General features: G+C 57.9%; 13 protein-coding genes and 1 tRNA gene. 6 read left to right on the forward strand and 8 right to left on the reverse strand.

What is annotated here, in order from left to right; all coding sequences use genetic code 11:
- Window positions 1–63 precede the first annotated feature (63 nt).
- Window positions 64–140 (forward strand) — tRNA-Met (locus ABJZ52_RS14715).
- Between the two features lie 118 nt (window positions 141–258).
- Here ABJZ52_RS14715 and ABJZ52_RS14720 read toward each other — a convergent pair.
- The 5 genes from ABJZ52_RS14720 to ABJZ52_RS14740 form a co-directional block, all read right to left on the reverse strand.
- Window positions 259–621, reverse strand: coding sequence for a hypothetical protein (locus tag ABJZ52_RS14720; protein WP_348189013.1), 363 nt, complete (start codon window positions 619–621; stop codon window positions 259–261).
- A gap of 150 nt (window positions 622–771) precedes the next feature.
- Window positions 772–2190, reverse strand: coding sequence for a carnitine 3-dehydrogenase (locus ABJZ52_RS14725; RefSeq protein WP_348189015.1), 1419 nt, complete (start codon window positions 2188–2190; stop codon window positions 772–774).
- Entirely contained in the window at window positions 2187–3098 is a 912-nt protein-coding gene (locus ABJZ52_RS14730) for a 3-keto-5-aminohexanoate cleavage protein (RefSeq protein ID WP_348189017.1), read from the reverse strand. Before ABJZ52_RS14730 ends, ABJZ52_RS14725 begins: the two co-directional genes overlap by 4 nt.
- Window positions 3099–3281: 183 nt before the next feature.
- Window positions 3282–3977 carry a phosphoglycolate phosphatase gene (gene gph / locus ABJZ52_RS14735; RefSeq protein ID WP_348189019.1) on the reverse strand — a complete coding sequence of 232 codons (696 nt, stop codon included), beginning with the start codon at window positions 3975–3977 and terminating at the stop codon, window positions 3282–3284.
- Complete coding sequence (locus ABJZ52_RS14740) at window positions 3974–4531, reverse strand: thioredoxin family protein (RefSeq protein WP_348189021.1); 558 nt, start codon at window positions 4529–4531, stop codon at window positions 3974–3976. The genes gph and ABJZ52_RS14740 overlap by 4 nt, the downstream gene beginning before the upstream one ends.
- A 302-nt stretch (window positions 4532–4833) precedes the next feature.
- On the opposite strand from ABJZ52_RS14740, the gene ABJZ52_RS14745 reads away from it, so the two are divergent.
- From ABJZ52_RS14745 to ABJZ52_RS14755, 3 genes are all read left to right on the forward strand, one after another.
- Window positions 4834–6186: an aspartate aminotransferase family protein gene (locus ABJZ52_RS14745; RefSeq protein ID WP_348189074.1), complete on the forward strand. Its 1353-nt coding sequence runs from the start codon at window positions 4834–4836 to the stop codon at window positions 6184–6186.
- Between the two features lie 2 nt (window positions 6187–6188).
- On the forward strand, window positions 6189–7256 hold the full coding sequence (locus ABJZ52_RS14750) for an anhydro-N-acetylmuramic acid kinase (RefSeq protein WP_348189023.1): 1068 nt from the start codon (window positions 6189–6191) through the stop codon (window positions 7254–7256).
- A gap of 163 nt (window positions 7257–7419) precedes the next feature.
- The gene (locus ABJZ52_RS14755; RefSeq protein ID WP_348189025.1) at window positions 7420–8037 is read left to right on the forward strand and encodes a GntR family transcriptional regulator; all 618 of its coding nucleotides are present in this window, start codon (window positions 7420–7422) and stop codon (window positions 8035–8037) included.
- Between the two features lie 20 nt (window positions 8038–8057).
- On the opposite strand, the gene ABJZ52_RS14760 is transcribed toward ABJZ52_RS14755, so the two are convergent.
- The 3 genes from ABJZ52_RS14760 to ABJZ52_RS14770 form a co-directional block, all read right to left on the reverse strand.
- A complete protein-coding gene (locus ABJZ52_RS14760) occupies window positions 8058–8465 on the reverse strand; it encodes an MAPEG family protein (RefSeq protein ID WP_348189027.1) in 408 nt (135 codons plus the stop codon).
- Window positions 8466–8471: 6 nt separating this feature from the next.
- Window positions 8472–9866, reverse strand: coding sequence for an L-serine ammonia-lyase (locus ABJZ52_RS14765; RefSeq protein WP_348189028.1), 1395 nt, complete (start codon window positions 9864–9866; stop codon window positions 8472–8474).
- A 160-nt stretch (window positions 9867–10026) separates the two neighbouring features.
- Window positions 10027–10755, reverse strand: coding sequence for a GntR family transcriptional regulator (locus tag ABJZ52_RS14770; protein WP_348189030.1), 729 nt, complete (start codon window positions 10753–10755; stop codon window positions 10027–10029).
- Window positions 10756–10888: 133 nt separating this feature from the next.
- Between ABJZ52_RS14770 and kynU the strand changes: the two genes are divergently transcribed.
- Complete coding sequence (gene kynU / locus ABJZ52_RS14775) at window positions 10889–12109, forward strand: kynureninase (RefSeq protein WP_348189032.1); 1221 nt, start codon at window positions 10889–10891, stop codon at window positions 12107–12109.
- A gap of 105 nt (window positions 12110–12214) precedes the next feature.
- Window positions 12215–12859, forward strand: coding sequence for an arylformamidase (gene kynB / locus ABJZ52_RS14780; RefSeq protein ID WP_348189034.1), 645 nt, complete (start codon window positions 12215–12217; stop codon window positions 12857–12859).
- Window positions 12860–12869 lie beyond the last annotated feature (10 nt).

The following is a 12869-nucleotide window of genomic DNA, read 5'->3' on the forward strand; positions in this document are numbered from 1 at the left end:
AGGTCGCTGCCAGGCCTGCAAAGCGCAGATAAATATATCTCTTCAACAAAGCCTCCGACCTAACGCGGGATGGAGCAGCCCGGTAGCTCGTCAGGCTCATAACCTGAAGGTCGCAGGTTCAAATCCTGCTCCCGCAACCAATAAAAAAACCCGGCCTCGTGCCGGGTTTTTTATTTGGCAACCGACATAACTGAAAACACCCACCGACACGTCAAGATAGAACGGCGCAGAGCTTCGACGCAGAAGCGCCCATCAAACTCATCTAAGTGACGTCACTTCGATATCCCGGTGTTGTGGTTCGCCCACGTCATAGAGCTTAAGCCGCACCTTGTTGATGAGCTCGCGACGCCTTTTCGTAACTTGCTCGGCAAGGAAAAGCACCAGGTGCTGCGCCGCTTCCTCTAGCTGAGCAACCTGCGCAGACCGCTGTTCCTTCAATTCAGCCGATTGGAGGAAAACCGCGATCGCGAGCCAAAGGAAGGCAAGCGGTGCAAAGGCAACAGCGAGGAAGAAGCCAAATTCATTTAGAGCCATGCATTCGGCCATAGGCGGTGCAGCGTTCAGCCAACCATACGGGTTCCAGATGTCCCATGCGCCGGCGCAAGATATGGCTTTCGGCATTGCCAACGCCAGCACAAAAAAGTCCAGACGATGCTGATTACGCCACTCACAGCCAAGCTTGGCGGACGGGCCAGTTTGCCGATTTCTGCGCCTTCGCTCATGGAAGTCCCTCGAAGAGACGCAATCGGGTGACTGCTGAGGCACCCACACCTAGTCTCGTTGTCCGACATGGCGTCCGGCGCCGTCTGGCATTGGCAAGTCGCAGTGTTTCTCGGCAAAGGCTGTCAGTTTTTCAAGAACCTCATCTGTCGGCATGCAGCTGGAACGCGTGTTCAGATCCACGTGCAGCAGGAAGGTCTCTGCGGTGGCCGTGATGGTTCCCTTGTCCCCGTGCAGCATGTGAAAAAGGTGCAGCTTCTTGCCTTCACCCTTCAGCACCTGCGTGGTGATGGTCAGCTGTTCGCCGGCCAGCATCTCGTCCAGATACCGGATGTGGTTTTCTGTGGTGAAGTAGCTTTTGCCCGACGCGATGTAGGCCGCGTCCGCCCCAATCATTTCCATGAAGCGATCTGTCGCAGCGGCTGCTGCTTCCAGGTAATGAGCTTCATTCATGTGGCCATTGTAGTCGGTCCAGCTTTGTGGGATCTGCCGCTTTGCGGTGACAGGCAAATCTGGTGCCGACGGATTTTTGAGCGCGGTCTCGTGCGCGGCGATCACATTGCCTGCACCGGTTCCGGTCTTTTTCAGCGCCCGCATCATGCCAACCAGATTGTCGTCTCGCAGACGCTCCAGCTCGCGAATGGACAGATGGCCGGATTGAGTATCGGACTGCGCGGAAATGAGGTCGACGAGCTCGTCTGTGAACTCAGGAACGTCCATCAATTTGGTCCAGGGCCACTGCAACGCCGGGCCGAACTGGGCCATGAAGTGCTTCATCCCGGCTTCACCGCCGGCGATGCGATAGGTCTCGAACAAGCCCATTTGTGCCCAGCGGATGCCGAAGGCCATGCGGATGGCCTCGTCAATTTCTTCTGTTGTTGCGACGCCGTCCTTGACCAGCCAGAGGCTTTCCCGCCAGACGGCCTCCAGAAGGCGGTCTGCAATATGTGCATCAATTTCCTTGCGCAGAACCAGAGGAAACATGCCGATGTCGCGCAGAATGTCTGCAGCGGGCTGTGTCGCGACCGGCTCTCCGACCAATTCGACCAGCGGCAGCAGATAGACCGGGTTGAACGGGTGGGCGACGATTGCGCGGGCGCCTTTTTCGTTGAGCTCGGAAGGTTTGAAGCCGGAGGTCGAGGAGCCGATAACTGCCTTTTCCGAGGCCAACTCGGAAAGCCTGCCAAGCACGTCGTGTTTCTGGTCCAGCTTTTCCGGAATACTCTCCTGGACCCAATCCGCATTTGCAACGGCGGCGGCCAGGTCATCGTGAAAGCTGAGCGTTCCTTCGTCGGGAAGGGCCTTGTCATAAAGCGCTGGCAAGCTGCGACGGGCGTTGGCAATGACTTCATCAATCTTTCGTCGTACGTCCTGACCCGTGTCGAAGACCGCCACATCCCAGCCGTTCAGAAGAAATCGCGCGGCCCATCCGCCGCCGATCACACCGCCACCAACAATCGTCGCCTTCATCTTGGTGCCCTCTTCGTCAAGCCAAGCTTTTGCCGCACAGCCTCCGGACCAATGATCCTCGCGCCCATGCCCTCAATCACATTGACCGCTTTTTCGATCAGCTGCGCATTGGTTGCAAGCACACCCTTTTCGAGAAACAGATTGTCTTCCAGTCCAACGCGGACGTTTCCGCCCGCCAAAACTGCGGCTGCCGCGTAGGGCATCTGGTCCCGGCCGAGGCTGAAAGCCGACCAGGTCCAGTCTTCCGGGATCGCATTGACCATTGCCATGAGCGTATTGAGGTCGTTTGGCGCCCCCCACGGCACGCCCATACACAATTGGACGAGCGCAGGTGAGGCGAGCGTGCCTTCACTCACCAGTTGTTTGGCGAGCCACAAATGGCCTGTGTCGAAGGCTTCGATCTCCGGCTTCACGTCAAGCCTTGTCATCATCGACCCCATGGCTCGCAGCATGCCCGGGGTGTTGGTCATGACGTAGTCCGCCTCGGCAAAGTTCATGGTGCCGCAGTCCAGCGTACAGATCTCCGGTAGGCATTCGCGAACATGCGCCATGCGCTCCGTGGCGCCGATCATGTCAGTGGCCGTCTTGTTGACAGGGAAGGGCGCTTCGGATGAGCCGAATACAATATCGCCGCCCATGCCTGCTGTCAGGTTCAGGACCACGTCGACATCCGCGGCGCGGATCAAATCGGTCACTTCGCGGTAAAGATCGAAACTGCGTGAGGGCGCGCCGGTCTCAGGATCGCGCACGTGGCAATGGACCACCGCAGCCCCAGCCTTCGCAGCGTCAATGGCGCTGTCAGCGATTTGTTGCGGACTGCGCGGGACATGGGGTGACTTGTCCTGCGTCGTCCCGGAGCCCGTTACAGCACAGGTGATGAAAACCTCTCGGTTCATCTGCAAAGACATGTCTACCTCCACTAGTGGCCCTTACAGGCAGGGTCCCCGGAAGACCAAATGTGTCATGATCAGAGGCTGGACTACAGTGGGCAGGCCAAGGCTCAGCATCGAAAGTGCATCAAAATTTGACCTGGGTCCGCGCCTTGCGAACCGGACGGTGCAGGATCCATGCAGCATCTAATACTGAGGCCGTTAGTGTTTCAGCTGCGCAATTGCGTCTGGCAACTCATTCAGGTCTTTGATCGTGATGTCCGCACCCAATTCGCTTGCGGGAACGGGGGTGTAGCCGCCGTGGACCGCGATCGATTTTATACCAGCAGCCCTCGCAGCGTCGATATCAGCAGGGCTGTCCCCGACCATCAGTGCGTCTGATGCTGGGACCTTCATCTGCTTCAGCGCATGTAAAAGCATGTCCGGGGCAGGTTTGCGTTCTGGCCCGGTATCCCCGCCGACAACGCAGTCGATCATCGCACTGAGCTCGAAGTGGTCGAGAATCTCGCGGGAGAAACCTTCAGGCTTGTTGGTGACAATGGCAACGCGGCATCCGGTGCCTTGATAGTGGCGAAGAATGTCTTCAGTGCCAGAGAGAAGGACAGTCTGATCCGTTAGATGATCCTTGTAGATGTCCATCATTCTCTCGGTCATCGCAACATGGCGCGCGCCTTCCAGCGCTATGTCCCGTGCCTTGAACGCTCGCTTGACGAGTTTGGCGATGCCGTGGCCAATCATGCTCCTGACCTCATGCACAGTCAGGGGAACCAGGCCTTCGCTAACCAGCAGCAGATTCACCGAAGTGGCAATGTCAGGGACGGAATCGATCAGCGTTCCGTCAAGGTCAAAGAGAATGGCACGGGGCCAAAGATCTGCCTGTTCCACGTGTGAGGTCAATTCTTGTCTTTCCATTTGATGCTGCAGCCCATGGACGGGATCTGGTCCTTGGGTCCGTCGCCTGTGTCTGCGATCTGTATCATGGCGTTGAAAAGGTCACGAGGTGCGCCGGTTGGATCCTGTCCCATGCGGGCGGCATCGAGGCGGCCGCGATATTGAAGGCCAAGGTCTGCATTGAAGCCGAAAAAGTCCGGCGTGCAGGCAGCGCCATAGCCGCGTGCGACTGACTGGTCCTCGTCATATAGATAGGGAAAAGGGAAGTTCTCGGCCTCGGCCAGTTCGCGCATCTTGTCAAAGCCGTCGGCCGGGTAGGTCGTTGCATCGTTCGAGCTGATGGCGGCCACCCCGATACCCTGTTTCAACAGTTCTCCGGCATCGCGAACGATGCGGTCACGAATTCCGATCACATAGGGACAGTGATTGCAGATGAACATCACCAGCGTTCCGCGCGCCCCCCTGATGTCGGTGAGGCTTAAGGTCCGGCCATCGGTTGCGGGCAATGTGAAGTCCGGAGCTTTCCAGCCGAAATTGCATACAGGTGGTGTGCCGACCATGATCTTTGTCTCCCAAAATCGATGATGCCGTCTTGGCCCGATGATGCTGCAAAAAACACGATTTTACGGTCTGTCTATACCATCTTCATCACATCAGAATCGTGTTTCCGACCCTGTGGCAAATTTTCTTTGTTTTTCAGCGTGAAAAATCGAAAAAGGAAGCGTAGGCTCATTTCTGATTTGTCGATTTCCAAGCGTCAGACGTGACCCTCGCCACGATTTCAATCACGAGCCTCACCTGCCTTGGACCTTCTGTCATACCCGGCGATCTTGCCGGCACATTCCTGTCTTTGAGGTGTACTATGAACCAGCTGCCGAACTCCATTGAAGCGCGTGATGTCGCCTTTCAGCTTCATTCTTACATGGATGCACGCAAGCACGAGGAAAATGGCCCGCTGGTGATCGAGAAGGGCGACGGCATCTTCGTCGAAGACAACAACGGCAAGCGCTACATCGAAGGCATGGCTGGCCTCTGGAGCGTTGCTGTCGGGTTCGGTGAAAAGCGCCTGGTGGAAGCTGCGGCCCGGCAGATGGAAAAGCTGCCTTATTATCATACGTTTACGGGAAAAACGCACGGTCCTTCTGTTGAACTGGCCGAGAAGCTGGTGGCGATGGCGCCCGTGCCAATGTCCAAGGCTTATTTCACCAATTCCGGCTCCGAGGCCAACGACACGGCCATCAAGCTGATCTGGTATCGCTCCAACGCACTGGGCAAGCCCGAGCGCAAAAAGATCATTTCCCGCGTTCGCGGCTATCACGGTGTGACCATCGCGTCTGCGAGCCTGACGGGACTGCCGAACAACCACAGGTCTTTCGATCTGCCAATCGAAAACATCTTGCACACGTCCAGTCCGCATTATCGCTCCATGAAGAAGGACGGCGAGAGCGAGCAGGACTTCGCCAAACGATGCGCGCAGGATCTGGAAGACATGATCCTGGCCGAGGGCCCCGAAACAATCGCAGCGTTTTTCGCTGAGCCGGTCATGGGCGCCGGCGGCGTTGTCATCCCGCCTGAAGGGTACTGGGAAGCGGTTCAGCCGATCCTGAAGAAGTACGATATCCTCTTCGTGGCCGACGAAGTCATCTGCGGATTTGGCCGAACCGGCAACATGTTTGGCACGGAGACCTTCAAGCTTGAGCCGGACATCATGACCCTGTCCAAGGCACTGTCTTCTTCCTACCTGCCGATGTCGGCGCTGCTGGTGAATGAGAAGGTCTACGGTCCGGTGGCCGATGAAAGTCACAAGATCGGCGTATGGGGCCATGGCTACACAGCAAGTGGGCATCCGGTTGCCGCCGCGGTCGCGCTGGAAAACCTCAAGATCATTGAGGAACGGGATCTGGTGGGGCATGTGCGTGACATCAGCCCAACGTTCCTGAAGCGGTTGCATGCGCTTTCAGAGCATCCGCTTGCCGTTGAAAGCCGTGGTATCGGGCTGATCGGTGCTGTCGAGCTTCATCATGACGAGATGTCGAAGACACCGGGCGTTCTGGGCGCCCGTACGAACATGGCCTTTCATGAAGGTGGCCTGATTTCCCGCAACATGGGCGATTCCCTGGCCTTCTGCCCGCCGCTGATCATCTCCGAGAAGCAGGTCAACGACATGTTTGATATCGCGGAAGCTGGCATCGAAACGATCGCAAAGGCACTCTGACCATGTGGTCTGTCGTCGGCACCATCAGCGGAACATCCGCTGATGGCATCGACATGGCCGAGATCGGGACTGACGGCCGCGCGGTGAGCCATTTCGGGCCGTCATCAACGGTTCTCTATGCCTATGAAACCCGTGCGGCAGTACTGGATGCGATCGCAGGTGGACCGGAAGACCGTTCCACTTGGCCAGAGGTCGCACGGCTGGTAACGCGGGATCATGCTGAAGCCATCGACGCATTTTGTACTGCGCAGAAGTTGGCTCCTGATCTGGTCGCGTTTCATGGGCAGACCGTCTGGCACGATCCTGAACATGGCGAAACCGTCCAACTGGGGGATCCGCAGGCTCTGGCCACTGAGCTGGGCACAGCGGTTGTCGGCGACCTGCGTCTGGCCGACATGGTTGCTGGCGGCGAGGGAGCGCCGTTGGTGCCAGTCTATCATCAGGCTCTGTCTCTGGAACTTCCCCAGCCGCTTTGTTTTTTGAACATCGGCGGCGTTTCCAACCTGACATATGTCGACGGCGCTGAGATCCTCGCTTTCGATATCGGACCGGGCAACGCGCTTCTCGACGATTGGGTTCGGCAGCATCAGGCTGGAGATTTCGATCCGGGCGGGGAAATCTCTGCCAAAGGCGCAGTGGACAGCCCATGGCTTGCCAAGGCGTTGGAACATCCGTTTTTCGCCAAGCCGGGGCCCAAATCGCTAGACCGCAATGCGTTTGCACCCGACCTTCCGGAAGGAATTTCACTGGAAGATGGTGCCGCCAGTCTTGCGGCCTTTACCGTGGCGGCGGTCGCGCGCGCGGAAAAACTCTGTCCGAGCAAGCCGCGTCTTTGGTTGGTGTGCGGCGGCGGCCGGCACAATCTAACGCTTATGAATATGTTGGCGGAGCAGCTGGATGGCAAGGTCGTACCGACGGAAGAATACGGCTTTGACGGAGATGCCCTGGAGGCGCAGGCAATGGCCTTCCTCGGTGCGCGTCTCGAAGCGGGCCTGCCGACGAGCTTCCCGGAGACCACTGGTGCCTGTGCTCCGGTCGTGGGTGGGCGGCTCTATCTACCCCTTCGTTGAACGGCAAACGCTCACTCGTGGCCAAACGCGGCCTGGATCTGGGGCAAATGGACGTCGGCCTGCTCCAGCAGAAGCTTCGCTGCCAGGGCTTGTGTCTGCACCAGGTGGGGCTCCTTGCAGAAAGAGCTGATAAGTCGCTGAAAATGAGCTATGACCTTTGGCCATGAATGGTTCGGAAATCTATCAGCGGCTGATCAGTCTGATCGAGGAGCGGGTGCTCAAACCTGGTGATCGTCTGCGCGAAGCCGATCTGGCCGAAGAGTTTGGCGTTTCCCGCACACCGATCCGGGAGGGACTGAAGCGTTTGGAGGCGCAGGGCCTTGCGGTCCATGAGCCGAACCGCGGCATGGTCATCCCGACGCTCGATCATAGCCAGATCAACGAAGTCTATTTCATGCGCGAAGTTCTTGAAGGGACGGCTGCAGGCCTCGCAGCGAAACACGCCTCGAAGCCTGAAATCGAAATTCTGCAGGATCTCGTCGCCGCCGACCGTCAACGCATTGCCGACGAGGACAGTCTCGTGCGGTCAAACCGCGAATTTCACCGGCGCTTGTGTCTCGCCTCGCACAATCGCTATCTCGTCGATCAGATCGATCATCTGCGCCTGTCTCTTATCCTCATGGCAGGCACGACGCTGGACACGCCCGAGCGTCGGGAGATCGCGGTCGAGGAGCATTCTGCCATTGTAGACGCCATTGCCGCGGGCGACAGCAAGGCGGCCGACATCGCTGCAAGACACCATATTGCACACGCTCACAAGACCCGCTTGCAGCAGGTTTGACGATCCTGTTTCTTGCTTGACTAACCGGCGAAATCGGCCATCAGAAACGCCTGTATGATGCTGGCGAGGCCGCCGATGACGAGGGCCGAAAATGTCAGCACCATGCCTATGGTGCGCAGGGTCAGGGACTCCGGTTCACGCCCGATGCCATATGCATGCAGAGCACGGCCGATGAGTAGCATCGCCCCCAATCCGTGAACAAGCCAGACTGGCGCGAGCATGAGCTCAAGGCCGATCATGAGAATGAGGCACATGGGGACGTATTCGGCGAAATTCCCATGCACTCTTTGCCGGCGCAGAAGCTGCTGGTTTCCCTTGTCTCCGACGCTGATCCAGAGCCGCCGACGCAGTTCAATGACCCTTGCGCTCAAAAAAACGTAGAGCAGTGCAAGGACGCCAGCGTAGATCGGCGTAATTTCAATCGGCATAAGCTCTCAACACTCCACGATATTGACCGCAAGGCCTCCCGTGGAAGTCTCCTTATATTGATCACTCATGTCGAGTCCGGTCTGGCGCATGGTCTCAATGCAGCCATCAAGGGGAACGAAATGGCTGCCGTCTCCGCGAAGCGCAAGCGATGCGGCAGTGACCGCCTTGACGGCCCCGAGGGCATTGCGCTCAATGCAAGGCACCTGAACCAGACCCGCAATCGGGTCGCAGGTCATGCCGAGATGATGCTCCAGGGCAATCTCTGCAGCATTTTCAATCTGCTCATTCGTGCCGCCGAGGGCAGCGCAAAGACCTGCTGCGGCCATGGCGGAGGCAGACCCGACTTCACCCTGGCAGCCAACTTCGGCGCCCGAGATAGAGGCATTTGTCTTGATGATGCCGCCGATGGCGGCTGCCGTAAGCAGGAAGGTACGGATACCTTCGTTATCCGCATCAGGGCAGTGATCGAGATAGTAGCGCGTGACTGCCGGAATGACGCCTGCGGCCCCATTCGTCGGCGCTGTGACAACCCGGCCACCGCCGGCGTTCTCTTCGTTGACCGCCATGGCGTAGACGCCAAGCCAATCCATCACCGTGTGTTCGAAAGGCGGATTGCTGCGTCCTTCACGAATGAGCTTTTGATAGATCTCACCGGCGCGGCGCTTCACCTTCAATCCGCCAGGCAGGATTCCTCCGCCATTGATCCCACGGTTGATACAGGAGTCCATCGCCGACCAGATGCCGTCGATCTTCGCTTCCACTTCTGCCTGGGACAGCTCGGCGCACTCATTGGCGAGCTTCATCTCGGCGATGCTGCGTTCTTCTTTGCGGCCCATCTCCAGCATTTGGGTTGCAGACGCAAACGGATAAGGCACGTCTTGCGGTGTCAGTTCATCACGTGTGTTCCGCGTGTTGCTCAGCTCTGCTTCGGTGACGACAAAACCGCCGCCGATCGAATAGTAGACGAACTGATCAACTGCCTTTCCATCGCTGTCTTGCAGCTTGAAGGTCATTGCGTTTGAGTGAAGCGGCAGCGGCGGGCCATAGTCGAAGATGACATCGTTTTCCGGATCAAAAGCCATGCCCGGCAGACCATCCGGTGAGATGGACTTCTCATGTCTCAAGGCCGTCATCATCGTGTCGACGGCATCCGGATCGAGGGTGTCCGGGCGTGCGCCCAGAAATCCCAGGCAAACAGCCTGATCCGTCGCGTGGCCCTTTCCGGTGAAGGCAAGGGAGCCATGCAGCGTGACAGAAATGCGGAGGTCTTCCCGGTCGCTTAGCCCCGGGATGCCTTTCAGGCGATCCAGATACTTGGAGACGGCAACCATTGGTCCGACGGTATGTGAGCTTGAAGGACCGATGCCGATTTTGAAGATATCGAAAACGCTGATGAACATTATGCTCTATCTGGCAGTTTGAACGTGTGATGCAGCACGTGCGCTGCGATTTATCTCATCATGGCGTGGATTTGGGCTGACGTCATCCTTGCGACCTTCAATATTTCGCAAATGTCGTTTCTGGGAACCTTGCCGTCGCAGTTGATTTCGGGATGTCCCGCTAGATAGTCTGCCTGTGGTCGTTCTCCATCTCGGGCCAAAGTGCTTCGTAGACTGCAAGTGAGAAACCGACATGCTCTTCAAGCAGAGCCACGGCAGCCGAAACGTCTCTCGCGATTGCGGCGTCCATCAACTGCGTGTGGTGTGACAGTCCGAGAGTACGCGCAAATGTCTGCCGCAGCGCCTTTCCCGATGTGCCCTTCAAGCGAGCGATCACATCCGGTCCATTCAGCATAAATCTATGGTGGCGGTGAAGCTGGTCTGTCGTCTGGCGCGCCAGCTGCTCGAGCCAGGGCGCGTCCGCTGCTGCCAGCAACGCCTGGTGAAACCCCTTGTGCCGGGATTCCCAGGCAAGGCTCTCGGGTGTCACAGCGCCGGCAGTTGGCGCGGTCGTATGGGCCAGGAGATGGTGAGCACCGACCAGTTCCGCTTCCCAGCCGTCGTCACCGCGCTCGATGGACTGCGCAAGCAAAGTCGTTTCCACGGTCGTTCGTGCAACTTGCAAGTCCTTCAGTCCGGCGATGGTCGCAGGGGCAACGCGGTAGCCTTTGTTGGGTTCGAAACGAACGAGTTGCTCCGCTTCCAGTCGCGGCAGGGCCTCGCGCAAGGGTGTCCAGCCAAGGCCGAAACGGGCCTTGAGGCTGGAGATGACCAGCGGACTGTCTGGTGCGAACTCACAATCAAGAATGGAGCGGCGCAGGACGGCATAGGCATCGTTGGTTTGAGACATGGTCTACAAGCATTCGAAAATATCAGATATGACTGATTATATATAATTGCTTGAGCTTCGTCACGCGCCTTGTTACCGTTTTGGTAGATATCCCTGATAGCCTTGCCCGTAATAAAGAAAGCCGGAAAACAAGATGTCTCATCTGCATCCGCTCGATGAAAATGACCCTCTTGCAGCCAAACGTGATGCCTTCAGCCTTCCAGGCGGCGTGATCTATCTCGACGGCAATTCACTGGGCGTTCTGCCAGCGCATGTGCCCGAACGCATGCAGCATGTGGTTGAAAAGCAATGGGGCGAAAGCCTCATTCGCGGCTGGAACGAGCATGACTGGATCGATCTTCCTCAGAAAGTAGGCAATCGCATTGGACGACTTGTTGGTGCGGAGCGGGACGCGGTCGTTGCCTGCGACAGCACCACGATCAACGTCTTCAAGGTCGTGTCCGCAGCACTCGCGCTTCGTCCGGGCCGGAAGGTGATCCTGTCTGACAATGGCAACTTCCCGACGGATCTCTATATGGCCAAGGGCGTTGCTGATCTCCTGGGGAAAGATCATGAACTTCGGATCGTGTCCCCGGAGGACGTGGCAGATGCCATCACGGAAGACTTGGCCGTGCTGATGTTGACGGAGGTCGACTACAAGACCGGCCGCCGTCATGACATGAAGGCTTTGACCGAAAAAGCTCATGCCGCAGGTGCTCTTGCGATCTGGGATCTGGCTCATTCAGCAGGTGCGTTCCCGGTCGATCTGAGTGGGTCTAAAGCAGACTTCGCCATTGGCTGCGGCTACAAGTATCTGAATGGTGGTCCCGGAGCCCCGGCATTTCTTTATGTCGCGCCCCGCCATCAGGGTGATGTTCGACCCGCGCTGACCGGCTGGATGGGGCATGATGCTCCCTTTGCCTTTGATCTTGATTATCGACCGGCCGAGGGAATTGGCCGGATGCGCGTGGGTACTCCGCCCGTCCTGTCCCTGTCTGCGCTTGATGCGGCCCTCGACGTTTTCGAGGAGGTCGACATGGAGGTCGTCCGCCAAAAATCCGTTTCCCTTTGCGACCACTTCATTGCGCAGGTCGAGGAGCGCTGCCCCGAGATGGAATTGGTCAGTCCGCGGGACGCAAAGCTTCGCGGAAGTCAGGTCTCGTTCCGCTTCGCAGAAGGCTATGCGCTCATGCAGGCATTGATCGCCAATGGCGTCATCGGTGACTTTCGCGCGCCGGACATCGTTCGTTTTGGCTTCACGCCGCTGTATCTTTCGCACGCCGATGTCTCGCGCGCCGTCGATGTTCTGGAAAAAATCCTGAAGACACGAATGTGGGACATGGATGAATTCAGGATGCGGCGGAAAGTGACGTGAGGCGAACCCGGAGGCCATGTTCGTCAGCGTTCGCCGAGCAATCTGTTTGCCTCAGGCGTTGAATGTGCTTCTCTGTCTGCAGTTGTGAGTCTTGTGGAATTTCCTTTGAGCAAGTTGATTGACATCACGCCGCCGGTTCGCACTGGCATGGCGGTGTTTCCGGGCGATGCGCCCTGCAGGGTTGCGCAAACCTTCGCCATTGGTCCTGAATGTCCTGTCAATGTGACCGAGATTTCCATCTCCACTCATTGTGGCGCTCATGCGGATGCTCCCCTGCACTATGATGCAGAAGGTAAGTCAATCGATGAGCTGGCCTTGGACGACTTCATCGGCCCTGCGCGGGTGATCGATGCGCGCGGCAGCGGACCGTTGTGCCAGCCAGATGAGATTGCCTGCCAGATGGAGGGCATTCCCGCCCGTGTGCTTTTGCGCCTTCACGATTGCATCGACCCCATGGTCTGGCCCATCGGGTTCCGTACCCTCGCGCCTGAGACGATGGAGCTTCTGGCCGAGTCTGGGGTAAGGCTCGTGGGGGTCGATGTGCCGTCGGTCGATCCGGACACGTCGAAGGATCTGCCGTCTCATCAGGTCGCGCGCACCAGGGATCTTAGAATTCTGGAGAATTTGGCGCTGTCCGAGGTTGAACCTGGGGATTATGAGTTGATTGCGTTGCCGATGAAGCTAGAAGGTCTTGATGCAGCGCCTGTGCGGGCGGTGCTGAGGCGAAATCGGAATTTCGGCGAAAGCTGAGACCAAAGGG

It is taken from the genome of Roseibium sp. (genome assembly GCF_039982295.1).
Taxonomy (GTDB): domain Bacteria; phylum Pseudomonadota; class Alphaproteobacteria; order Rhizobiales; family Stappiaceae; genus Roseibium.

Coding starts and splice junctions, on each gene's coding strand:
- ABJZ52_RS14765 (WP_348189028.1), bottom strand. CDS start 9,866: ATGTTCATCAGCGTTTTCGATATCTTCAAAATCGGCATCGGTCCTTCA.
- ABJZ52_RS14755 (WP_348189025.1), top strand. CDS start 7,420: ATGAATGGTTCGGAAATCTATCAGCGGCTGATCAGTCTGATCGAGGAG.
- ABJZ52_RS14730 (WP_348189017.1), bottom strand. CDS start 3,098: ATGTCTTTGCAGATGAACCGAGAGGTTTTCATCACCTGTGCTGTAACG.
- ABJZ52_RS14750 (WP_348189023.1), top strand. CDS start 6,189: ATGTGGTCTGTCGTCGGCACCATCAGCGGAACATCCGCTGATGGCATC.
- ABJZ52_RS14760 (WP_348189027.1), bottom strand. CDS start 8,465: ATGCCGATTGAAATTACGCCGATCTACGCTGGCGTCCTTGCACTGCTC.
- ABJZ52_RS14725 (WP_348189015.1), bottom strand. CDS start 2,190: ATGAAGGCGACGATTGTTGGTGGCGGTGTGATCGGCGGCGGATGGGCC.
- ABJZ52_RS14740 (WP_348189021.1), bottom strand. CDS start 4,531: ATGGTCGGCACACCACCTGTATGCAATTTCGGCTGGAAAGCTCCGGAC.
- ABJZ52_RS14745 (WP_348189074.1), top strand. CDS start 4,834: ATGAACCAGCTGCCGAACTCCATTGAAGCGCGTGATGTCGCCTTTCAG.
- ABJZ52_RS14720 (WP_348189013.1), bottom strand. CDS start 621: ATGCCGAAAGCCATATCTTGCGCCGGCGCATGGGACATCTGGAACCCG.
- ABJZ52_RS14770 (WP_348189030.1), bottom strand. CDS start 10,755: ATGTCTCAAACCAACGATGCCTATGCCGTCCTGCGCCGCTCCATTCTT.
- kynU (WP_348189032.1), top strand. CDS start 10,889: ATGTCTCATCTGCATCCGCTCGATGAAAATGACCCTCTTGCAGCCAAA.